The following is a 22,007-nucleotide window of genomic DNA, read 5'->3' on the forward strand; positions in this document are numbered from 1 at the left end:
ACGAACACAACCATCATCCTACCGATGCGGCCTTAATGGGCCGTCAACGCCAGCGTTCATGAATCCGGAAAACGTAATGAATTCTTAGGCTTGCCGTTCGCGCTGACGAAATGCCTCAGTCATCAACGGGTTGAGGCCAAGCTCGGCCAGCGCGCCGCGGGCGCGCGCGTTTTCGTTTGAGCGGCCGGCAAGGCGGAAACCGTTGAGCGGATCGGGGAGGGCCATCATCACGGTGCCCGGTGCAAGCCGGCGCGCCCATTGTTCGAGGTCGTCTTCGCGGAAGCGGTAGCCGCCGACATTGGCGATGCCGGCCGGCGTGCCGGTCAGCATGATCTCGCCGTCCTGCCCCGTGCGCTTGGCAGGATAGCCGGTGTCGACATAGTCGGGAGGCATCTCGGGCGGCAACAGCGAGGTTTCCGTCTTGTGCGGCGGGCGATAGGCGGCGAGCGCCACCATCGGTCCGCGCAGGCCGAGCGTTCCTTTTGGCGTCAGCAGTAGTTCGCCCGCGCGCGACGTGTCCTGATGGGACTTGGCGGCGGTGAGCGTCATCGGTGCGGGCGTGCCGTCGTCCTGTCGGTTGAGCGCCAGCAGGCCCATTTCGGAAAACAGATAGACGTCCGTCAGTTTCGCTGAAGCGGTTTTCCATTCAGGGCTCGATGCCACGCGCTCGGGCGTGCGCCACAGCCCAATGACGTGACGCAGCGAGGGCTGCGCGTCGATCAATGCGGATTGCGCGCGGAGCGCCAGTTCGGCCGGTGCGATCAGCGTGTCGCACTCGCCCGCGCGGATTTGCTCGGCCAGCACCTGCGGATCGAACGGATGGTGCAGCCGCAACGCGCCGCCGGTGAGCAGCCACAGCACGATCGACGAGGCGAGGCCCGCGAAGGAAGACAGCAGTGCAGTGGTGACGATCTGTGCGCCCGGCGGCAGCGCGCTTTCCATGAAGATCGCGAGACCGCCAGCGATCAGATTGACGTGGCTGCGCGGCACCGCAGTCATGCCAGCCTTGGTGATGTCGAACGATGCGATCGCCGCCTTGCGTGCGTTGATCGAGAGGTTGGGCGCGAACGCCTCGCGCTGCCGCCAGTCGAGCGGCGTCATGCCGTCGGGCAGGTCGCTGCCGAACCCCATCACATGCCGGATCGAGAAAGCCTCGGCCGCGGCGTGCATGGCGAGATCGGCGTGATCGATCAGTTCAATACGGCCTGTCGTGACGATGGCGCGGGCGCCGATGCGGTTCAGAGCCTCCGCAAGCTCCGCCTGACGCCAGAGCTGCGGCAGCAACGCCACCACGAGGCCGGCGCGCCAGGCCGCGAGCAACGTCAGCGGAAATTCGACCGTGTTGGCGAGCTGAACGGCAACGATTGAACCTGCCGGCAGGCCCGAGCGGATGAACTGCGAGGACAGCGAGGCAACCGCGATCTCGGCCTGCGCGTAGGTGAGTTCGACAGGCTCATCCCCGGTGATGCGGCGCTTGTTCGGAGGGTCGGCGAGCGCAAGCGCGTCGGGCGTCCGCTCGGCGGTGCGCGCGAACAAGTCGTACAGCGTCGGCGACCTGTCCGGCATCGATCCGTTGCTGTCGGGAGTGTCCGTCGTGTCGGTCACGGGTACGCTTCTACGGGTTGGACCACCATGTTTCCGGAAGATAACCGGAAAGCGAGGCACGAGAAGGAGACTTTATACGATTCCACCGCGCGATCCATTGTGCGGGCGCGTTGTACAGTGGAATTGCGTAGGCCCCGGACATCAGGGCGCGGTCGAGCGCACGCACCGCATCGACAAAGCCTGGCCGCTCGCGTGCCTCCAGCATGGCCTGAATGGTGGCGTCGATCGCGGGATCGCGTGCGCCCATGTAATTGCGGGTGCCGGGCGTCTCGGCGGCCTGCGAGCCCCAGTAGAATGCCTGCTCGTTGCCGGGCGAAAGCGACTGGTCCCAGCGGTTCTGCAGCATGTCGAAGTCGTAGCCGAGACGGCGCTGGTCGAACTGCACGGCATCGACGACCCGCACCGTGACCTCGATCCCGGCACGCTTGAGATCGCGGGCATAGGCAAGTGCAATCCGCTCCTGATCGCGGGTGCTGGCGAGAATTTCAAAGGTCAGCGGCTCGCCGGTCGCCTCCCGTCGCAGATGCGTTCCCTTGAGGGTGAAGCCGGCCTCCTTGAGAAGCTTGAGTGCCGTGCGCAGTGTCTCCCGGTCGCGGCCGGAGCCGTCACTGACGGGGAGGTGGTAGCGCCCTTCCATGACCTCGGGCCGGACGCTTGTGGCATAGGGCGCGAGAATCTCGCGCTCACGCGCGGAGGCGGGGCGACCTTCGGCGGAGAGCTCCGAGCCCGCGAAGAAGCTCGGCGAGCGGGTGTAGAGACCGAAGAAGTAGTTGCGGTTGACCCACTCGAAATCGAACAAGAGCGTCAGGGCCTGCCGAACGCGGATATCGGCAAACACCGGGCGGCGGGTGTTGAACACCAGAAATTCGGAGGGGCGCGGCGTGCCCGGCACGATGGTGTCGCGGATCACCTCGCCCGAGCGTGCCGCTGTGAAATCGTAGCCCTCGTGCCAGCGCAAAGGCTCATTCTCGACCCGGAAGTCGTAGAGCCCGCGCTTGAACGCCTCGAAGGCGCCATTGGCCTCGCGGTAGAAGTCGAGCCTCACCTCATCGAAATTCCATAGGCCCCTGTTCACCGGCAGGTCGCGCCCCCAATAGTCCGGGTTGCGCGTCAGCGTGACGCTGGCGCCGGGCCGGACCTCGGTGACGCGGTAGGGCCCCGAGCCGAGCGGTGCAGTCATCGAGGTTTCCTCGAACGTCTCCGGGTTGACGGCGCGCTCGGAAAAGATCGGCATCAGCCCAAGGATCAGCGGCAGTTCCCGGTCGGCCTCGCCACCGAAATCGAAGCGGATGGTTTGCTCGTCGACGACGCGCGCTTCCTTCACCTTGGCGTAGTAGAGCCGGTGGTTGGGGCGGCCCCGATCGCGCAGAAGCTGCCAGGAGAAGGCGACATCCTGCGCCCGCACCAGCGTGCCGTCGGAGAACCGGGCCGCCGGATTGATGTGGAAAGTGGCGAAGCTGCGGGTATCGTCGGTATCGATGCGATCGGCGAGCAGCCCGTAGAGCGAGAACGGCTCGTCGTTGTTGCGCGCCATCAGGCTCTCGACGACGTAGCCGCGGACTTGCTGCACCGCGATACCTTTGACGATGAACGGGTTCAGGCTGTCGAAGCTGCCGAGCAGGCCGAAGATCAGACGCCCGCCTTTCGGAGCATCTGGATTGGCATAGGCCAGATTCTTAAAGTCGTTTGGAAGTGCCGGGGTGCCATGCATGGCGATCGCCGGGGCAGGTTCTGCCCACGCCTGCGGGCATGCAAGGAAGGCTGCAATGGCAAGCAGGCTCAGAAAACGGCGGGGCGAGGGAGAAATCATCTGGTCCCGTAGTCCTTGCGATTCGCAGGCGGCAAAGGGACGCTACCATGGACGCCTGGGCAATTTCGGGAACGGGATGGAAAACCAAAAATCGTTGTCGGCATTGATCTTTTCGTCTGCCGTTGTAAGAAGGCGGGCGATTCCGATCAGTTGCGTGCGCTGTCACGCATCTGCCTCATTTGGCTCCGAGACAGCGCCGACCGGCGACGCTCTCAGTGAGGGTGGCAGCGCTTAGTCAGAAAGGGTTTTCACTATGAATTTCCGGAACTTGGCCGCGCAGGCCGTGCGCGGACGGAGGTTCGCCGTAGCATGTTTCGCCGCTTTCGCACTGGCCGCGCTGCCGGCGACGGACGCGAGCGCGCAGGCTCAGCAGCAGCCGGCGCCGAAGGGCAAGGCCGCTCCCAAGGCGACGCCTAAAGCCGCCCCCGCCCAGCCACAGCAACCGGCGCAGGCTCAGCAACAGCCGCCTGAGCAGCAGGTCCAGCTCATTTACGGCCAGTGGACGAAGTTTTGTCTCAAGGGGCAGGATGCCAATGCCAAGCAGGTGTGCTTCACCGGCAAGGACGGCCGCATTGAATCCGGCCAGCCGGTGATCGCCGCGGTCATCATCGAGCCCGAAGGCGAGCCGAAGAAGATCCTGCGTGTCACGCTGCCGCTCGGTATGCAGTTGGCTTACGGCACCCGTATCGTCGTCGACAGCAACCCGCCGCAGCAGAGCCCGTATGTGATCTGCTTCGCCAACGGCTGCATGTCCGATTACGAAGTCACTGCCGACCTTCTCAATCACATGAAGAAGGGCCAGAACCTGGTCGTGCAGGCTATCAACTCCAACGGCGCGCCGTTGACGCTGCCGCTGCCGCTCGCCGAGTTCGCCAAGGCCTATGACGGTCCTCCGACCGATCCGAAGGTGTTCGAGGAGAACCAGAAGAAGCTGCAGGACGAGTTGCAGAAGCGTGCGGCGGAAGCCCGCCAGCGGCTCGAGAGCCAGACCAACACCACGCCGCCAGCGAACAACAAGTAACGCCGCAGGCATGGGACACAAAAAAGCGCGCAGCGATGCGCGCTTTTTTATTGGGCATTAGCTGCATCAGGCAGCCGGCATTTCAGGTCGCAATACGACCAGATTGTCGCACGCCATGGAGTCTGCGGCCAGAATGCAACAGCTTCTCATACAAGCGCCCACCTAGATGTGTTCTAAGACCGAGCTCGATGGTCTGTTGTAGAGGACCCCATGGGGATCGTTTTCTCGTGGGGGCCGACCGGTGCAGTCGAAGCTTTGTTCGAAAAAGATGATGCGTGCGATATTGTTGGGCGCGGTCAGTTATATCGCATTTTCCGTTGAAATTTCGACGCAGGCTGAAGCGCAGTCTTCGACGCTTCCTTCAATCACGGTGGATCAGCCCAGGCCGTCCGCCCGTCGCGTAACGCCTGCAAGGCGTTCGACGGCGAGCCGCGCGGCTCCGCGCCGTGCCGCGGCAGCGCCAAGAGCGGTCGAGCCTGTCCGTTATCTCGTGCCTTCGACCGGTGCGCTGGGAACTCCACCCGCACCTTATGCTGGCGGGCAGGTGGCGAGTGGCGCCAGCCTCGGACTGCTGGGCAACCGCAGCGTGATGGACACGCCCTTCAACATGACGAGCTATACGGCGGAGCTCATCCAGAACCAGCAGGCACGCACGATCCGTGACGTCCTTATCAACGACCCTTCTGTACGGACAATTCAGGCGGCTGGCGGTGGTGCAGACGGCCTGTTTATTCGCGGTTTCTATTATGACAGCGGTGATTACGGCCTGAACGGCCTTTACGGCATCGCTCCGTATTATTCGACCGCCGCCAATTTCGTCGAACGCGTCGAAGTCCTCAAAGGGCCGAGCGCCTTGCTGAACGGCATGACGGTCGGGGGTACTGGCGCTTCGAGCGGCGGCGCTGTTGGTGGCAGCGTCAATCTCGTGACCAAGCACGCCCCTGATATCGATATCACGCAGTTGACCGGCACCTATGTCTCTCGCGGTCAGTTTGGCGCGCAAGTTGATGTGAGCCGCCGCTACGGCGAGCACAAGGAGTGGGGTGTTCGTTTGAATGGTGCTTATTCAAACGGCAGCACCCCATGGGACCGTCAAACCGATGAATTTGGTAACGTCGTGCTCGGGGTCGACTATCGAGGCGAGCGGGCACGATTGGCGATCGATGTCGGACATCAGACCGATAATCTGAACCCGCCGCTGCGTTTCTTCGGTGTTTCAACGGTTATTCCGGAGCCTCCGAAACCGGGTACGAACTTTCAGGTCCCGTGGGCCTACTACAAGCCGACCGACACCTTCCTGACCGCGAGAGGCGAGGTTGACCTGACAGACTGGGTCACCGCTTATGCTGCGTTCGGCTATCACGACAGCAAGATCGATTATCTTTATCCGTCGCCCAACATTCAGAGCAGCGCCGGCGCCTTGATCGGACGTCCGGGCCTTGGCCATGAAACCTTTGAGACGTTTGCCGGAGAAGCGGGATTACGGGCAACGGTCGATACCGGACCGATCAATCACGCGCTCAACGTGAATTACTCGATCAATCATCGGACCTACGATCAGAAACTCTCGGCCTCATCAGGCCTTATTTCCTGGAATCTCTACACGCCGCCGACGAGCGTTCTTCAGCCTTCATTGAGTCCGGCCCTGGCACAGACCACGAATGCGAATCTGTGGAGCGTCGGTGTGTCCGATACGATGTCGATGTGGGACAAGCGCGTTCAGGTAACGGTGGGCGTGCGGCGGCAGACGGCGGGCGTCGGTGTCGATACTTACCTTCCATCTGTATCAAGCCGGCCCAACGATGAGACGTCTGTCTGGAGCCCCGCTTACGCCGTTGTCGTCAAGCCGTTTGAGAATATTTCGCTCTACGCGAACTACATCGAAGGTCTTCAGACGCCGGTTGTTGTATCTGGTAATTTCTCCAACGCTGGAACGGTTTTTCCGCCGACCCGGACCAAGCAGGCCGAAGTGGGTGTAAAGATCGACACAGGCCGCTTCACGACCACCCTGAGCGCCTTCGATATTACACGGCCGAATGTCATCACTGTGCCTGGAACGCCACCGTCCCAGCAACTCAATGGTGAACAGCGCAATCGTGGCATGGAACTGAATGTCTTCGGTGAAGTCGCTCCGGGCTTCCGGTTGCTTGGCGGTCTTGCCCTGATAGATGGCGAGCAGACCAGAACTCAAAACGGCGCTACGGATGGGCGTGTTGCGATCGGTGTTCCCGTTGTCACGACCAATATCGGAGCCGAATGGGATACGCCGTTTGTACGTGGCCTGACGTTGACGGGCAGGGTGATCCACACCGGGCGGCAGTACGTGAACGCGACGAATACGCTCTCGATCCCGTCATGGACACGTTCGGATATCGGCGCGCGATATACGTTTGCTTCGCCGTGGAATGGAAAGCCGATTGTGGTTCGCGCCAGCATCGAAAACCTCTTCAACGAGGCGTACTGGGCGTCGGCCTACAGCGGCGTCATCACGCTTGGTGCTCCTCGCACCTATCTCGTGTCGACGACGTTCAATTTTTGAGATGGGCATGAGGCGTGGTCGCCATCCCGGCGGCTACGCCTAGTTCAGCGACAGATTGCGCTGGCGATAGCTGCCTGTCTTGTCCTTGATGAAGATTTCCGACACCTGTGAGTGGCCGACGGGATCGCCAGTCTCGTCGGGCAGCAGGTTCTGCTCGGAGACATAGGCAATGTATTCGGACTCCGCGTTCTCCGCGAGCAGATGGTAGAACGGCTGGTCTTTCTCCGGGCGCAGTTCCTCGGGAATGGAGAGCCACCATTCCTCGGTGTTGTTGAATTCCCCATCGATATCGAAGATCACCCCCCGAAATGAAAACACCCGGTGGCGGACGATCTGGCCGATGTGAAACTTGGTGCTGCGAACCTTCATCGTGATTCCGCGATAGTCGAGAATTGTGGCAGTTGCGGGGAGGTTGGTTAAGCGTAATGTTGCTTCCCGATCAAGCCTGACGGCGCCACCACGGCGCGAGGCCTTCCCGCATGGCAAAGCGGCGCACCGGATTAGCGATATTGAGCAAATGAAGCCCGGCGGCGCGCAGCGCCTGGGTGGGCAGGAAATCGCTCAACAGCGAGCGATTGGCAAAATCGATCACGGCGCTGCGGCTGAAGATGTCGGCGCGGCGCGCCTGTGCATATTGCGCCATCACCTGATTTGAACTGGCATCGCCTTCCACCTCGTAGGCGGAACTGACGATCCGCACGAAATCGGCGGCGTCGCGCAACCCGAGATTGAGTCCCTGCGCACCAATCGGCGGGAACACGTGCGCGGCCTCACCGAGCAGGGCGACGCGACCGGCGGTAAGCTGAGACGGACTTTGCATCGTCAGCGGAAAGACATGGCGCTCGCCCTCGGCACGCATTTTGCCGAGAATGGAATGCGCCTGCCGCTCGGCGCGCAATCCCAACTCTTCGTCAGAAAGAGATTTCAACGTGGCGGCCTCATCCGGCGTCGTCACCCACACCACACTCGAATGATCGCCCGGCAGCGGCACGAATACGCGCGGCCCGTGGGGCGTGTGAAATTCCGTCGAGATGTTGTGATGGGGCCGGGTGTGCGCCGTGTTGAAGGTGACCGCAGCCTGATTGAGCGTGCGGGTGCGTAGCGTGATGCCCGCGCTTTGCCGCGTCAGCGAATTGCGGCCGTCCGCACCGCCGACGATCGCCGCGCCGAACTGCGTGCCGCTGGCGGTCTCGACAATGACCGACGTTCCTTCATCGCGGATCGCGCGCGCATCGTCATCGTGGCGAATGAGGTTCGGCAACTCCGCAGCGCGTGCTTCGAGCGCCTCGACGAGCATACGGTTCTTGATGTTGTAGCCGAACGCCTCCTCGCCGATTTCCTCGGCGGAAAGCCGCACTTCCGGTGCGCGCACCAGCCGCCCGGTATCGTCGATCAGCCGCATCACCTGCAGCGCGGCTGCCTTGTCCTCGCAATGCCGCCAGACCCCGAGTTGAATCAGGAAGTCGACCGAGCCGCCGAGGAGGGCCGTGGTGCGATTGTCGGCATAGGCGACCTTGCGGGCGACCAGAGCGGTCGGGGCACCGTTCTGCGCGAGACCGATGGCGGCGGCGAGGCCGACCGGGCCACCACCGATGATGGCGGCTGTAACGTCTGAGGAACCGGAAGCACTCATGTTGGTGCGATAGCAGCTTTTTCCGTAGGGGTCGATGCGGCTAGAACCCTGGATCGGGATTACCACAGGCGCAAGAGCAGCCGTGCGCGCGGCGCGCAATGCTGCTAGTCATGAGTTGGATGGCCGACTCGCACCCAGCCGCTAGACGCTCTGCCGCATCGTCGCCGATGCGAGGGTTTGCCGTTCATCTGCTGACGGCGTCGGGCACCGCGCTTGCCTTGCTGGCCTTGCTGGAGGCTGTGCGGGAGCACTGGTCGATGGCGTTCGTCTGGCTCGGCCTCGCCCTTGCCATCGACGGAATCGATGGCCCGCTCGCCCGGCGCTTCCGAATCGCGGACGAATTGCCGAACTGGTCCGGCGAGACGCTCGATCTCGTCGTCGATTTCCTCACTTACGTTTTCGTTCCAGCCTACATGATTGCGGCGAGCAAGCTGTTGCTGCCGCTGGCGGCACCTCTCATCGGCATTGCCATCGTCATGTCCGGCGCGCTTTATTTTGCCGACCGCCGAATGAAGACCGAGGACAATTGCTTCCGGGGCTTTCCCGCGCTGTGGAATGCGGCTGCATTCTTTCTTTTCTTGTTGAAGCCATCGCCCATGTTGGCGACCGGCGCGCTCGCAGTGCTCGTCGTCTTGACTTTCGTGCCATTCCGCACGTTGCATCCGTTGCGGACGCGTCGCGGGCGGCCGTTCACGTTTATTCTGATTGGCATCGGCGCAGCGCTCGCGGTCTTCGCGGTGCTCCGTGATTTCAACGTACCGCTGGAAGTCAAGATCACACTCTGTGCGATTTCGGCCTACGTTCTATTCTCCGATACTGTCATCCGCGTTTTGCAACGGATCAAACCATGATGGATTTATTGACGAGCCCCGAAGCCTGGGCCGCACTGCTGACTTTGACGGCGCTTGAAGTCGTTCTCGGCATCGACAACGTCATTTTCCTCTCGGTGATCGTCTCACGAATTCCAGCGGAGCAGGCCAAGCGCGCCCGGCAGATCGGCCTCGCGCTGGCGCTGATCTTCCGCATCCTGCTGCTCAGCATGCTGGTGTGGCTGATCGGGCTTACGGCGCCTGTCATCACGATCAAAGGCCTCGACCTGTCGTGGCGCGACCTGATCCTGATCGGCGGTGGTCTGTTCCTGATCGCCAAGGCGACGCACGAGATTCACGCCGAGGTGGAAGGGCCAACCGACGGAGAGGTGGTCGCTTCGCGCTCCTCCAACGCCTTCGCCTGGGTGATCTTCCAGATCATCGTGATCGACGTGATCTTCTCGCTCGATTCCGTCATCACCGCGATCGGCATGGCGCAGGATCTGCGGATCATGGTTGCGGCCGTCGTTATCGCCTGTGCGGTGATGTATTTGTCATCCGGCCCGGTGTCGGCTTTCGTCGCGGAATATCCCACCACGAAGATGCTTGCGCTCGCGTTTCTGGTGCTGATCGGCGTCGCACTCGTGGCCGACGGTTTCAGCTTCCACATCCCGCGCGCCTACATCTACACCGCCATCGTGTTCTCCGGTGCGGTTGAGACGTTCAACGTCCTTGCCAAACGCAACCAGCGCAAACGCAAGGTTGCGGCGCAACTCACCGAACCACCACGTTGACAAGTGCGGCGCGATCTATTTCCGTCTCGGGAAAGAGATCACGGAGTGAACAATGGTCAAAGCTGTACGTGTGCACCAACTCGGGGGACCGGAGGTTCTGACCTACGAGGATATCGATCTGCCGCCGCCGGGGCAGGGCGAGGTGCGTATCCTGAACCACGCTATCGGCCTCAACTTTACCGACTGCTATTTCCGCACCGGCCTTTACAAGGCGCCCGGCCTGCCGTTCATCGTTGGCCATGAGGCATCGGGCGAGGTCACCGCGGTCGGCCCCGGCGTGACGAACTTCCATCCCGGCGACCGGGTTGCCTATTACCTCAACCTCGGTGCCTACGCGACGGAACGCAACGCGCCGGCCGATCGGCTTGTGAAGCTGCCCGATCATATCACCTACGAGCAGGGCGCTGTCCTGATGCTCAAGGGCCTCACAACGTGGTATCTGTTGCACAAGACGTTTCATGTTCAGCCCGGGAATCGCGTGTTGATCCATGCGGCGGCGGGTGGCGTTGGCCTTTTGGCCTGCCAATGGGCCAAGGCGCTTGGCGCGACGGTGATCGGCACCGCGGGCTCGAAGGAGAAGGCCGACCTCGCGCTCGCCAACGGGTGCGATCATGTCATTCTCTACAAGGAAGAGAATTTCGCCGAGCGCGTGAAACAGATCAGCCGGGGCGAACTCTGTGATGTCGTCTATGACGGTGTCGGCAAGGATACGTTCCAGGGATCGCTGCGCTCGCTGAAGAAACGCGGTCTGTTGGTGAGCTTCGGCAATGCCTCCGGTGCGGTGCCACCGTTCTCGCTGAGCGAACTCAACGCGCACGGCTCGCTGTTCGTCACCCGCCCGAAGCTCGCCGATCACATCAGCACGCGAAAAGAACTGATGGAAGGGGCGGACGCACTGTTTGCCGCCGTGATCGACGGCACGCTGCGTGTGCCGATCAATCGTGCCTATGCACTGAAGGATGCTGCCAAGGCGCACATCGATCTGGAGAGTCGCGTGACGACGGGAGCGTCGGTGCTGAAGCCGTAAGAACTCGTTAAATCGTCATGCGCGGACTTGATCCGCGCATCCATCTTTCTTGAAAAATGATGGATTGCCGGGTCAAGCCCGGCAATGACGAATATTCCTGTTGGTAATCGTGTGCCTCAAAATCCCGCCACGCTGCCGTGCAGGTCGTATTCGTCGGCGCGCTCGATCTTCACGGTGACGATGTCGCCGACCTTCAAGGGACGGCGGCTTGCGACATAAACCGAACCGTCGATCTGCGGCGCATCGGCCTTGGAGCGCCCCTTCGCAACGCTCGGGCCGACCTCGTCGATGATGACCTGCTGACGCGTGCCGACCTTGCGCTTCAGTCGCTGCGCGGAAATCTTCTGCTGGCGGGCCATCAGCGCATTCCAGCGCGCAGTCTTGATCTCATCCGGCACCGGATTTTCAAGCGCATTCGAGGTCGCGCCTGCGACCGGCTCGTACTTGAAGCAGCCGAGGCGATCGATCTGCGCTTCGTCGAGCCAGTCGAGCAGATCCTGAAATTCGGATTCCGTCTCGCCCGGAAAGCCGACGATGAAGGTCGAGCGCAGCGTGAGGTCGGGGCATTGCTCGCGCCATTTGTGGATGCGTGCGAGCGTCTTGTCCTGCGCGGCCGGGCGGCGCATGCGCTTTAGCACTTCGGTGTTGGCGTGCTGGAAGGGAATGTCGAGATAGGGAAGGATGTTGCCGCCCATCAGCGGAATGACATCATCGACATGCGGGTAGGGATAGACGTATTGCAGCCGCACCCATGCGCCGAGTTCACCGAGTTCGCGCGCAAGATCGACGAAGCGCGCACGCACCTCGCGATCCTTCCACGCACTCGGTGCGTATTTGATGTCGATCCCATAAGCAGACGTATCCTGCGAAACGACGAGCAATTCCTTCACGCCGGCAACGACGAGCTTTTCCGCCTCGCGCAGCACATCGTCGGCCGGGCGTGAGACAAGATCGCCCCGCAGCTTCGGGATGATGCAGAAGGTGCAGCGGTTGTTGCAGCCTTCGGAAATCTTCAAATACGCGTAGTGCCGTGGCGTCAGCTTGATGCCTTGCGGCGGTAGCAGATCGAGATGCGGGTTATGCAGCGGCGGCAGCGCACGATGTACGGCATCGAGCACGCTCTCGTATTGCTGCGGGCCGGTGATGGAGAGGAGGTTCGGATATTCCTTCTCGATCTGCTCGGGCTCCGCGCCCATGCAGCCGGTGACGATGACCTTGCCGTTCTCGGCCATCGCCTCGCCGATGGCACCGAGCGATTCCTGCTTGGCGCTGTCGAGAAAACCGCAGGTGCTGACGATAACGATGTCGGCGCCGTCGTGCTTGCGGGCAAGCTCATAGCCTTCCGCGCGCAGGCGCGTGATGATGCGCTCGGAATCCACCAGCGCCTTGGGGCAGCCGAGCGACACGAAGCTGATTTTCGGAGGAACGCCTTGATTCATCGGTTTGTCCGGGAAAGCGGAGGAGCTATCGCCGTTGCGGGCAAAAGACAAGGCGGAATAGGGCGTTAGCGACGGGTTTTCGCGCGATCCGCCGAACCCTCAGATAATGTGGCAGAATTGTGTTTTCGGGCTTAAGCGGCGGAAAACGGACGGACGGTGACGCCGGCGGCCGCAAACGCCGTCCGGACCGCCATGGCGATGGCGACGGCACCCGGGGTGTCGCCATGGACGCAGATGCTGTCGACTGACGTGGCGATCGTTTTGCCGGAGGCTGTGATGATCGCCTGTTCCGTCACCATGCGGATGGCCCGGGCGGCGATTTCATCGGCATCGTGCAGCACCGCGCCGGGCTGACTGCGTGAGATGAGTTGGGCGTCGTCCTGATAGGCGCGGTCGGCGTAGATTTCGTTGATCGGGCGCAGACCAATCCACTCGGCCGCGCGCGCAAGCTCGGTCAACGGCAGCACCATGAAGGCAAGGTTGCGATCGACCGCCTTGATCGCCGCGGCAATGGCGTTCGCAATCATCGTATCGGTGCAGGCGGCGTTGGAGAGCGCACCATGCGCCTTGACGTGCGTCACCTTGTGGCCGGCAAGCGAAGCGACTGCGCACAGCGCGCCGATCTGATAGGCGACGAGATTCTCGATCTCGTTTGCGTTGAGGCCGGTGATCTGCCGCCGTCCGAAGCCTGCGAGGTCGCGATAGCCCGGATGCGCGCCGATGGTCACGCCACGTTCGCGGGCGCGTAATGCGATCCGCCGCATGATGTCCGGATCACCGGCATGAAAACCGCAGGCGACGTTGACGCTGGTGGCAACGTCCAGCATCGCCTCGTCATCGCCCATGGTCCAGGCGCCAAAACCTTCGCCGATGTCGGAGTTGATATCGACTTCAATCGTCATGCGTCGGTCCGGATACTCTCGAGCAGGGAGTGCAGCAGCGCATGAAATGCGCGCGCTTCCTGCTGGGCGGTTGTCACATCGATCATCTCGAAGCGCAGTGTATGCCGCGGGCGGGTTTGCGCAAACCGGCCAAAGTCGGCGGAGATGATGGTGGCGATCTTCGGATAGCCGCCCGTGGTGCCGCGATCCTTCATCAGCACGATCGGCTGGCCGTTGCCGACGATCTGAATGCTGCCGTCGACCGTGCCGTCCGATACGATATTGAAGTTGCCCGCATGGGTCAGGCGCGGCCCTTCGAGGCGATAGCCCATCCGGTCGCTCGCGGGCGAGATCTGCCAGGGGCTGTCGAAAAAGGTCTTGGCCGAGGCACCGAACTCGTCGAACTGCGGGCCCGCCACAGTACGGATCGCGCCTTCACCGAACACCGGCGGGACCATACTTCGCGATAGCTCGCGAGACGCTTCCGCATTCTCGAATTCCAGCCGGTTGCCGCTTTGCAGCGAACGAGGGACCGGACTGCCGAGGCCGGCGCGGGCATTGACGGAGAAGCTGCCGAACACGGCTTCGCCTTGCAGCGCTCCCGCAATCGCGAGGTAGCTGAACACGCCCTTGCGCGCGGCGTCGAGCGTCAGCACCTCGCCATCGCGAAGCAGAAAGGTTCGGTAAAGCGGACAGAGGTCGTCGCCTCTGTGCGCAAAGCGCAGCGCGCCGGCGAGCGCAACACAGAGTGAGCCGCCATGCGCCTTCAGAACGGTCTTGATCGGGCCGATCTCAATCGCGGGTGCGGACAACGGATTGCCGACCAGCGCGTTGGCGGCGGCGAGCGACAGGCGGTCCATCGCCCCGCTCGGCGCGAGGCCGTAACGCTGTGCGCCGAACCGGCCGAAATCCTGCACGGAGGTGAGCGGCCCCGCAGTGATGATCTCGAGCGCGCTCACGCGAGTTTCTCCGCAACGATGTCGCCGCGCTCCGCCATACGTTCAAGCCGCTCGAACTCGGCTGCATCGATCTGCATGAAGGTCACAGTGTCGCCGGGCTCGATCAGGAATACCGGATCGCGCTGCGGCTGGAAGGTTCGCACCGGCGTCCGGCCCAGCAGGTGCCAGCCACTCGGACCGGCGAGGCATTGCAGCGCGGCCTGCGCGCCGCCGATGGAGATCGTGCCGGCGGGTGTTTCAAGGCGCGGTTCGCTCCGGCGCGGCGTCGCGATCGTGGGGTCGAGCCCGCGCAGATAGGAGAAGCCCGGCGTGAACCCGAGCATCGCCACCTCGTAGCGTGGCGCGCTGTGGCGGCGGATCAATTCGTCCGGCGTGATGCCATGCGCCGCCGCGACGGTCTCGAGGTCGAGGCCGAACGCGCCGCCATAGACCACGGGAATGCGCCAGTGGCGGCCGATGCCTTCAACCGGTTGCGCCTCGTCGAGCAGCGCGGAGAGGCGGTCGCTCAATTCCGAGAACCCAAGAGTCAAAGGATCGTAATGGACGAGCAGCGAACGATAGGTCGGCACCGCCTCGCTGACGCCCGTAATCGCGGCCTGCTTCAACGCACGGTCCAGCGCGAGCACACGGCGGTTGCTCTCAACCTCCATGCCGGTGCCGAATTCGACCGCGAGCGCGCTGTCGCCGCAGGGCAGAATGCGAGGGGGCCGGGTGGCGTGAGCAGTCATGGAGCAACGATGCCGATGCGCGCGAGGGGCGTCCAGATGGTTCTGGCGGTCTTATTCGCCGAGAGGCGCGCTTGACGCAAGCGGGCGGCTTCGCATCATGTCGCCACGCTCCTGCAAGACATCCCGCCCCAAGAAATCCTGCCCAAGGAATCCCCGATGGCCCTCTCCGCCGAGACCGTTCAGCTGCTGCAACGCATTTCCACCGCCACCATCACTACCGTGCTTTTGAAGAAAGGCCTGCGTAACGTCTGGATGCGCGGCACCCGCCCGCTGCGGCCCGGTCAGAAGCGGCTTGTCGGCCCGGCCTTCACGCTGCGCTTCGTGCCCGCGCGCGAAGACTTGGCGACGCCGGAATCGTGGTCGAAGCCGATTTCCACCCGCACCGCCATCGAGGCGATGCCGGAAGGCTGCATCGCCGTGGTGGATGCCATGGGGATCACCGATGCCGGGATCTTCGGCGATATCCTGTGTATGCGGATGATGAAGCGCGGCGTCACCGCGCTCGTCACCGACGGCGTGATGCGCGATGTCGAGGGCGTGCTCGGCACCGGCCTGCCGGTGTGGTGCGATGGTGCGGCAGCGCCGCCCTCAGTTGCAGGTCTCACCTTCGTGAACTGGGGCGAGCCGATCGGCTGCGGCGGCGTCGCGGTGTTTCCCGATGACGTGATCGTGGCCGACGAGGATGGCGCGGTCGTCATTCCGCAGGCGTTCCTGCCGGTCATTCTGGAGCAGGGCGAGGAACAGGAGCGGATGGAGGCGTGGATCGTCGGCGAGGTCAATCGCGGTGCGGCGCTGCCGGGGCTTTACCCCATGAACGCCGACACCAAGGCGCGCTACGAGGCCTGGAAGAAGAGCCAGGGGTAATGAGGGTAATTGAGGGTCATCGCGCCGGCTGACGGCCTGAGCAGCCTCAGTCTTCGCGGGCGTCGGTATCCGACGGCCTGCGCCAGCCCACCACTGTGGCCTCGAGAGCCTGCCCGGAATCGCAGTTCTCCCACCCGCTGCCGATCCATCGGCAGGGGAAGGGAAGCTGATAGGTTCCGCTCTTGTCCTCGCAGAGAACCTCGACCGGCTCACCCGCCGGCGGGGTGCCCTGCCCATCAAACTGGGCAAGGCGTTGCGCACGCGTCGTCATGCATATCTCCCGCGGAAAAACGCCGCGCGGCGGTTCCGGTTCCGTAGGCTTTTCATTAAAGCACCGGGATATCCCCGTGTTTCGCGGATCGCCGCAAGCCTTGATTTACGTCTCGGTGCGGAGATGCGCGCAGCAACAGGGAGAAGGCCGATGTTTCCGCTGATCCTCGGTTTGTTGGGCGCGTGCGGTCTGTTCTATCTCGCAAGCGCGATGCGCTATTCGGGCTGGGCCTGGTCGCATGAACTTTGCCGGCAGGGCGCGCCGCTGTGCGATCATCCGCACTGGCTTCTGATCGCCGCCGGAGTTGCGATCGGGATCGCGATGATCCGCAGCATGGCGAAAGCCTGACGTTGAGGCTCGACCTCAAGGCGTGAGCGGCGCACAGGGCCGCGGTCGCGATGCCGAACTCGCGCGCGGGCAGCAGTCGCTTTCAGCGGTGCGGTGTTTTACAAGACTGGTGAAATCGACTTAAAGAATTCGCTCCCGCGCCGCCGGGGCATTACGCTCGCGGCCTGTTTCATTCCGTAATGGTTGGATGATGCCGGATTCGATCTCGATGACGTTCTGGGGCGTGCGTGGAAGCATCGCCTGCCCGGGGCCTGACACCGCGCGGTTCGGGGGAAATACATCGTGCGTGGAAGTGCGCTGCGGCGGCCATACCCTGATCTTCGATGCCGGCTCGGGCCTGCGCGGCCTTGGCGAAGCGCTTGCGGGCAAGATGGACGAGATCGATCTGTTCTTGAGCCATCTGCATATCGATCATCTGATCGGGCTGCCGTTCTTCCAGCCGGCCTTCGAGCCAGGCCGCCGGCTCAGGCTATGGGCCGCGGGCCTTGAGGAAGCGGGCGGGCTGCGGGCCGCGATCGGCTGCTACATGAGCTTTCCGCTGTTTCCGATCGGTCTCGATGCGCTGCATGCGAATATCACGTTCAACGATTTCACACGCGGCGAGACGCTGACGCCGCGCCCAGGTCTCACGCTGCGCACGGCCGCTCTCGATCATCCCGGCGGCGCGACGGGCTATCGTCTGGAATTCGGCGGGCGTGCGATCTGCTACATCACCGATACCGCCATGAGCCCGGAGACCATGCCCGCGATTCTGGCGCTCGCAAGAGGCGCAGATTGTCTCGTGATGGATGCGACCTATACCGACGCGGAGCTGGTGCAGTTTGCAGGCTGGGGCCATGCGAGCTGGCAGCAGAACGTGGCGTTCGCCAATGCGGCTGCGGTCAAGACGCTCTGCCTGTTTCATCATGCGCCGGAGCATGACGACGCGGCGATGGATCGGATCGCGCAGGAGGCCGACCGCGCGCGGCGCGGCACGATCGTCGCGCACGAAGGACTGTCTCTGACATTTTGAGCTCGCCGCGCGCGCGAGGTGCAATAAGCTCTGACGAACGGGATCGATGCTGAAGCGATAACTGCCTGTCATCGATCGCAACGGGGGTTGGTGTCTCATGGATTTCTCAGGTATCGCCGGGGATATGTCGGGCATTGCCTCAGGCGCAGGCGGCCTGATTGCATCGGCGTTCGTCGTCGCCGGCTACACGATGCGCACGATGATCCCGCTGCGCATCGTCGGCATCATTACCAACATCGTCTTCATCTTCTTCGCGATGGTGCACCACAACTATCCGATCGTCGCGCTGCACGTCATTCTTCTGCCATTGAATATATATCGTCTGCGCGAGATGTTGGTGCTGGTACGCAACGTCAAGCGCTCGATCAACAGCAACCTATCGATGAACTGGCTGAAGCCGTTCATGACCGAGCGGCGTTGTCGTGCGGGCGAGGTGCTGTTCTACAAGCACGAGCCGGCGACCGAGATGTTTTATATCGTCAGTGGCCGCTATCGCCTCGTCGAATCCGGCATCGAGTTGCCAATCGGTGCCATCGTCGGCGAGTTCGGCATGCTCTCGCCCGACAATGCCCGCACGCAAACGCTGGAATGTCTGGAGGACGGCGTCGTGCTCGGCGTTAGCTACCAGAAGGTGGAAGAACTCTACGTGCAGAATCCGGAGTTCGGTTTCTACTTCCTGCGGCTTGTCAGCGCACGGCTGTTCCAGAACGTCGGCAAACTCGAAGCGCAGGTCGCGGCCCTGAGTGGAAAGCCCGCGTCATGAAACTACCCGTCGACTTCCGGCTGTTGAAAGAGCGCTATTTTGGCGCTGCCTCGCGGCGGCCGTGGGTGGCGGAAAAACGGCTGGAAGAGTTAGCGCCATATCTGCAGCCGGAAACGGCGGAGATCGCGCAGCGTGCGGTCGCAAGCCTGATGGCCTATCAGGACCCCGACTACGCGCTTCTCTATCTCAGCCGGCTCGCGCGTTATGCGGGGCCGGACAAGACACCGCCCGCGTTTCTTTCCGATATCGCACTGCGGCTCGACCGCCGGATGCGCTATATCGATCCGCCGGGCGCGGCGCAGGCGGCTTTGGTGGAGAGCGGTGAGAGTGGGGCGGAAAGCGTTCGGCACGTTTTCTGCCTTTGCGATCTTGTCGGGCTGCTGCCGCCGCGCGTGGCTGACCGCATCTGCAAGGTGCTGTCCCGGCTCGGTTGGTCGGATCGCACCGTGGGGCTGCATTTCGCCGCGCGAGGCGGATTGCGCCGCCGCTGGACCAGGATGTGGAATCTGTTGCGCTACGTCCGCAAATATTCGCAGCGCGCGAAGATCGAGAATGCATGGGTCGAGCGCTGGCTGCACATGATCGATCGCGTTCACCGTATTCAGCCCGGCGCGGTGATCCATGTGGTGCGCAGTGCCGATCTCGTCGAAAGCGAGGGGCCTGCCTATCACCGCAGTGTCGCGAACTGGCACGTGATCGTCGATCGATTAATCAAGCCGACATGTGACGGCAGTCTCACGGTCGATCTTGCGGCGGTGTTGCCGGAAGTTCTCAGCGTGGCAGAGGAGCGCCCGGAGGCAGCCGTGCTGGCGCAGCGGATCGACAGCCTCGTTCGATCCAGCCCCGCACAGCAACTGTAAATGGCTTGAAGGCGCAGGGCCGCTATCGCACGACCGGCACGCCGCCCGGATGCTTGGCCTTTTCTTCCGGCTCGACATGGATCGAAATGGTGATGTCCGGAATCTCCTTGCGCAACGCGGCCTCGATCCGGTCGCACACCCGATGCGATTCCGACACCGTCATTTCGCCCGGCACCACAAGATGGAAGTCGAGGAAGATCGCGCGGCCCGCGTGGCGGGTGCGCAGGTCATGAGCTTCCAGCGCGCCATCGGCGTTGGCCGAGATAATCTCGGTAATTTTCGCCAGCGTATTGTCCGGCACGACCTCGTCCATCAGGCCGCCGACCGAGGAGCGCATCAGCTTCCAGCCGGTCCACAGGATGTTGAGCGCAATCACCGCGGCGATCAGCGGGTCGAGAACGGGAATGTCCGTCGCCCACACCAGCGCGACACCGGCAAGCACACCGATCGAGGTGATGACGTCGGTCCACAGGTGCTGCGCATCGGCGGTGAGCGCGGGCGAGCGGTGCTTCCGTCCGTACTTCCTGAGCACGAAATACCAGACGGCATTTAGACCAGTCGCACCTGCATTGAACAGCAGGCCGGTGAAGGGCGCGTCGAGCGGCCTGGGGTGCAGAATGCCCCGATAGGACGCGTAGAGGATCGAGATCGCCGCGACCAGAATCAGTACGCCCTCGACAATCGCGGAGAGATACTCCGCCTTGTGGTGGCCGTAAGGGTGATTGGCGTCGGGCGGCGTGGCGCTGACCTGTACCGCGACGAACGCGGCGATAGCGGTCGCGACGTTGATGACGCTTTCCAGCGCATCGGAATAAAGCGCGACGCTGCCGGTGACGTAATAGGCAACGTATTTCAGCGCCAGCACGAGGCAACCGACCGCGATGCTGACGGCGGCCAGTTTCATGGGAATGGACATGGGAACCACGCGGATTGTCTTCGCGTGCTTAAGGGAACGTCCGAGCGCGATCAATCGCCATGTTTGCTGACGCTAATCATTCGCAAGGAAAAAGTTCTCAATCGGGGAGACGGCCGCGACTTGTCGGGGCGCGAGCGCACGCACAAACAACAGGCTGGTTCGGTAAGCAGCAAAGGCGATGTGCAAGAAACCCGCTCGGCGATGGCCTTAAACGGATGCGTTCATTTTTTGCGTGAGGATGTGTTCTTGCATGAGCAAGCGACTCATGTGCTCCCGCAGCATCAGCGGAGTTTGAGCGGCATCAATTTAGAATGCTTCTTGGCTGCCTGATCGCGGCGTAATCGAATTCAAGGCTGGCATGTGCGAGACGCAATCATGCGCTCAACATAGCGTGTGTATTCGCCAATATTGACGGCCTTTATTTTCGGTTAACCGATAGATGATCCCATATGTCGCAGGGAGATCAGTGACGTTTTAGCCCATTGCCACAAAGATGCTGCATTGCGATTTCAACCCTGCCGGGCACACGAATCCGCAAAATCGGGAATCTGTTTCAGTCATGACGAATCCTGTCGTCGCTATTGCTTGTTTGATCGTTGGAAGTTCGCTTTTAGCCGGTTGTAACGATAAAGCTCCCGCCGTTGCGGATACACCTCCAGAAGTCTCCATCGTTCGCGTGCAGGAAGAATCCTTCACCGTCGTGCGCGAACTGCCGGGCCGCATCGCACCGGTACGCGTTGCCGAGGTTCGTCCGCGCGTCTCCGGAATCATCGTCGGCCGGCTTTTCCGCCAGGGCAGCGATGTCGAGGCGGGGGACGCACTCTATGAAATCGATCCGCGGCCGTTCGAGGTCGAGGTGAAGGCGCAGGAAGCGGCGCAGGCGAAGGCCGAGGCGGTGCTCGATCAGGCCTCCAGACAGGCCAACCGCATCGAGATGCTTGCCTCCCAGCACGTCGCCTCCACCGCCGAGAACGAGAAGGCCGTCGGCGCCAAGCGCCAGGCCGAGGCTGACCTTGCCGCGCGCAAGGCCGAGGTCGCGCGCGCCAAGCTCAATCTCGATTACGCAACGATCCGCGCGCCCATCAAGGGCCGGATCGGCGCCGCGCTGGTGAGCGAGGGCGCGCTCGTCACCGCGAACGACACCACCAATCTCGCGACCATCCGTCAGCTCGATCCGATCTACGCCGACTTCACCCAGTCGGTCGGCGATCTCAACAAGCTGCGCGCCGCGCTCGAGAGCGGCGAGCTCGAGGAAGTGAGCGAGAATGCCGCGAAGGTACGGCTCGTGGTTGATGGCCGCGCCTATCCGCTCGACGGCAAGCTGTTGTTCTCCGAAGCCAAGGTCGATGCCTCGACCGGGCAGGTCACGCTGCGCGGCGAGTTTCCCAATCCGAACGGCGAACTGCTGCCGGGCATGTATGTGCGCGTGATGATCGAGCAGGGCATCGACAAGGATGCCATCGCCGTACCGGAGCAGGCCGTGCAGCGCACCGCCAATGGCGGCAGCGAAGTATTTGTCGTCAAGCCCGATGGTCGCGTCGCCAAGCAGTCGATCCGCACCACCGACCTTCAGGGTGGCCGCTGGCTGGTGAGCGAGGGGCTGAAGTCCGGCGATCAGGTTGTGGTCGAGGGCTTCCAGAAGTTCGTCGCAGGCGACCGGGTCAGGCCGGTCTCGATGGACGACACCAAGGTGAGCGACGCCGCTTCGTCAGCCTCGTTCAACTGACG

22 protein-coding genes are annotated in these 22,007 nt (G+C 62.7%); 12 read left to right on the forward strand and 10 right to left on the reverse strand.

Annotation, left to right across the window (positions count from 1 at the left end; translation table 11 throughout):
• Nucleotides 1-84: 84 nt before the first annotated feature.
• Both OCA5_RS09200 and OCA5_RS09205 read right to left on the reverse strand, forming a co-directional pair.
• On the reverse strand, nt 85-1,566 hold the full coding sequence (locus OCA5_RS09200) for a class I adenylate-forming enzyme family protein (RefSeq protein WP_013913080.1): 1,482 nt from the start codon (nt 1,564-1,566) through the stop codon (nt 85-87).
• Nucleotides 1,567-1,615: 49 nt separating this feature from the next.
• Nucleotides 1,616-3,415: an extracellular solute-binding protein gene (locus tag OCA5_RS09205; protein WP_012563346.1), complete on the reverse strand. Its 1,800-nt coding sequence runs from the start codon at nt 3,413-3,415 to the stop codon at nt 1,616-1,618.
• A gap of 253 nt (nt 3,416-3,668) precedes the next feature.
• On the opposite strand from OCA5_RS09205, the gene OCA5_RS09210 reads away from it, so the two are divergent.
• On the forward strand, nt 3,669-4,436 hold the full coding sequence (locus tag OCA5_RS09210) for an invasion associated locus B family protein (protein WP_013913081.1): 768 nt from the start codon (nt 3,669-3,671) through the stop codon (nt 4,434-4,436).
• A 271-nt stretch (nt 4,437-4,707) separates the two neighbouring features.
• Nucleotides 4,708-6,975, forward strand: a complete 2,268-nt coding sequence (locus OCA5_RS09215; protein ID WP_012563344.1) for a TonB-dependent receptor — start codon at nt 4,708-4,710, stop codon at nt 6,973-6,975.
• Nucleotides 6,976-7,014: 39 nt separating this feature from the next.
• Here the strand turns inward: OCA5_RS09215 and hspQ are convergent, their stop codons facing one another.
• Nucleotides 7,015-7,344, reverse strand: coding sequence for a heat shock protein HspQ (gene hspQ / locus OCA5_RS09220; protein ID WP_012563343.1), 330 nt, complete (start codon nt 7,342-7,344; stop codon nt 7,015-7,017).
• Nucleotides 7,345-7,414: 70 nt separating this feature from the next.
• Nucleotides 7,415-8,608: a UbiH/UbiF family hydroxylase gene (locus OCA5_RS09225; RefSeq protein ID WP_193372381.1), complete on the reverse strand. Its 1,194-nt coding sequence runs from the start codon at nt 8,606-8,608 to the stop codon at nt 7,415-7,417.
• Between the two features lie 110 nt (nt 8,609-8,718).
• Between OCA5_RS09225 and pcsA the strand changes: the two genes are divergently transcribed.
• Genes pcsA through OCA5_RS09240 form a run of 3 tightly spaced genes read left to right on the forward strand, consistent with a single transcriptional unit; the run spans nt 8,719 to nt 11,238 of the window.
• Nucleotides 8,719-9,459, forward strand: a complete 741-nt coding sequence (gene pcsA / locus OCA5_RS09230) for a phosphatidylcholine synthase (RefSeq protein ID WP_013913084.1) — start codon at nt 8,719-8,721, stop codon at nt 9,457-9,459.
• On the forward strand, nt 9,456-10,211 hold the full coding sequence (locus OCA5_RS09235) for a TerC family protein (RefSeq protein WP_012563340.1): 756 nt from the start codon (nt 9,456-9,458) through the stop codon (nt 10,209-10,211). The genes pcsA and OCA5_RS09235 overlap by 4 nt, the downstream gene beginning before the upstream one ends.
• A 52-nt stretch (nt 10,212-10,263) precedes the next feature.
• Entirely contained in the window at nt 10,264-11,238 is a 975-nt protein-coding gene (locus tag OCA5_RS09240) for a quinone oxidoreductase family protein (protein WP_012563339.1), read from the forward strand.
• 116 nt (nt 11,239-11,354) lie between these two features.
• On the opposite strand, the gene rimO is transcribed toward OCA5_RS09240, so the two are convergent.
• The 4 genes from rimO to pxpB all read right to left on the reverse strand — a co-directional run bounded on the left by rimO (nt 11,355) and on the right by pxpB (nt 15,245).
• Complete coding sequence (gene rimO, locus OCA5_RS09245) at nt 11,355-12,677, reverse strand: 30S ribosomal protein S12 methylthiotransferase RimO (RefSeq protein WP_012563338.1); 1,323 nt, start codon at nt 12,675-12,677, stop codon at nt 11,355-11,357.
• Nucleotides 12,678-12,808: 131 nt separating this feature from the next.
• Nucleotides 12,809-13,579 (reverse strand): LamB/YcsF family protein, encoded by a 771-nt coding sequence (locus OCA5_RS09250; RefSeq protein WP_012563337.1) that lies wholly within the window; start codon nt 13,577-13,579, stop codon nt 12,809-12,811.
• On the reverse strand, nt 13,576-14,517 hold the full coding sequence (locus OCA5_RS09255) for a 5-oxoprolinase subunit C family protein (protein ID WP_012563336.1): 942 nt from the start codon (nt 14,515-14,517) through the stop codon (nt 13,576-13,578). The genes OCA5_RS09250 and OCA5_RS09255 overlap by 4 nt, the downstream gene beginning before the upstream one ends.
• On the reverse strand, nt 14,514-15,245 hold the full coding sequence (pxpB, locus tag OCA5_RS09260; RefSeq protein WP_012563335.1) for a 5-oxoprolinase subunit PxpB: 732 nt from the start codon (nt 15,243-15,245) through the stop codon (nt 14,514-14,516). Before pxpB ends, OCA5_RS09255 begins: the two co-directional genes overlap by 4 nt.
• Nucleotides 15,246-15,401: 156 nt before the next feature.
• On the opposite strand from pxpB, the gene OCA5_RS09265 reads away from it, so the two are divergent.
• Complete coding sequence (locus OCA5_RS09265) at nt 15,402-16,109, forward strand: ribonuclease activity regulator RraA (protein ID WP_012563334.1); 708 nt, start codon at nt 15,402-15,404, stop codon at nt 16,107-16,109.
• A 46-nt stretch (nt 16,110-16,155) separates the two neighbouring features.
• Here OCA5_RS09265 and OCA5_RS09270 read toward each other — a convergent pair whose 3' ends face one another.
• Nucleotides 16,156-16,380, reverse strand: a complete 225-nt coding sequence (locus tag OCA5_RS09270; protein WP_012563333.1) for a hypothetical protein — start codon at nt 16,378-16,380, stop codon at nt 16,156-16,158.
• 150 nt (nt 16,381-16,530) lie between these two features.
• Between OCA5_RS09270 and OCA5_RS09275 the strand changes: the two genes are divergently transcribed.
• The 4 genes from OCA5_RS09275 to OCA5_RS09290 all read left to right on the forward strand — a co-directional run bounded on the left by OCA5_RS09275 (nt 16,531) and on the right by OCA5_RS09290 (nt 19,363).
• Nucleotides 16,531-16,728 carry a hypothetical protein gene (locus OCA5_RS09275; protein ID WP_012563332.1) on the forward strand — a complete coding sequence of 66 codons (198 nt, stop codon included), beginning with the start codon at nt 16,531-16,533 and terminating at the stop codon, nt 16,726-16,728.
• 187 nt (nt 16,729-16,915) lie between these two features.
• The gene (locus OCA5_RS09280; RefSeq protein WP_012563330.1) at nt 16,916-17,740 is read left to right on the forward strand and encodes an MBL fold metallo-hydrolase; all 825 of its coding nucleotides are present in this window, start codon (nt 16,916-16,918) and stop codon (nt 17,738-17,740) included.
• Between the two features lie 97 nt (nt 17,741-17,837).
• Nucleotides 17,838-18,503, forward strand: coding sequence for a Crp/Fnr family transcriptional regulator (locus tag OCA5_RS09285; RefSeq protein ID WP_012563329.1), 666 nt, complete (start codon nt 17,838-17,840; stop codon nt 18,501-18,503).
• Nucleotides 18,500-19,363: a DUF6537 domain-containing protein gene (locus OCA5_RS09290; RefSeq protein WP_012563328.1), complete on the forward strand. Its 864-nt coding sequence runs from the start codon at nt 18,500-18,502 to the stop codon at nt 19,361-19,363. Before OCA5_RS09285 ends, OCA5_RS09290 begins: the two co-directional genes overlap by 4 nt.
• A 22-nt stretch (nt 19,364-19,385) precedes the next feature.
• On the opposite strand, the gene OCA5_RS09295 is transcribed toward OCA5_RS09290, so the two are convergent.
• The gene (locus OCA5_RS09295) at nt 19,386-20,279 is read right to left on the reverse strand and encodes a cation diffusion facilitator family transporter (protein WP_013913086.1); all 894 of its coding nucleotides are present in this window, start codon (nt 20,277-20,279) and stop codon (nt 19,386-19,388) included.
• A 24-nt stretch (nt 20,280-20,303) separates the two neighbouring features.
• On the opposite strand from OCA5_RS09295, the gene OCA5_RS19140 reads away from it, so the two are divergent.
• On the forward strand, nt 20,304-20,609 hold the full coding sequence (locus tag OCA5_RS19140; RefSeq protein WP_148261424.1) for a hypothetical protein: 306 nt from the start codon (nt 20,304-20,306) through the stop codon (nt 20,607-20,609).
• A gap of 229 nt (nt 20,610-20,838) precedes the next feature.
• Complete coding sequence (locus OCA5_RS09300; RefSeq protein ID WP_012563326.1) at nt 20,839-22,005, forward strand: efflux RND transporter periplasmic adaptor subunit; 1,167 nt, start codon at nt 20,839-20,841, stop codon at nt 22,003-22,005.
• Nucleotides 22,006-22,007: the final 2 nt, after the last annotated feature.

This window comes from Afipia carboxidovorans OM5, from assembly GCF_000218565.1.
In the GTDB taxonomy this organism is placed as follows: domain Bacteria; phylum Pseudomonadota; class Alphaproteobacteria; order Rhizobiales; family Xanthobacteraceae; genus Afipia; species Afipia carboxidovorans.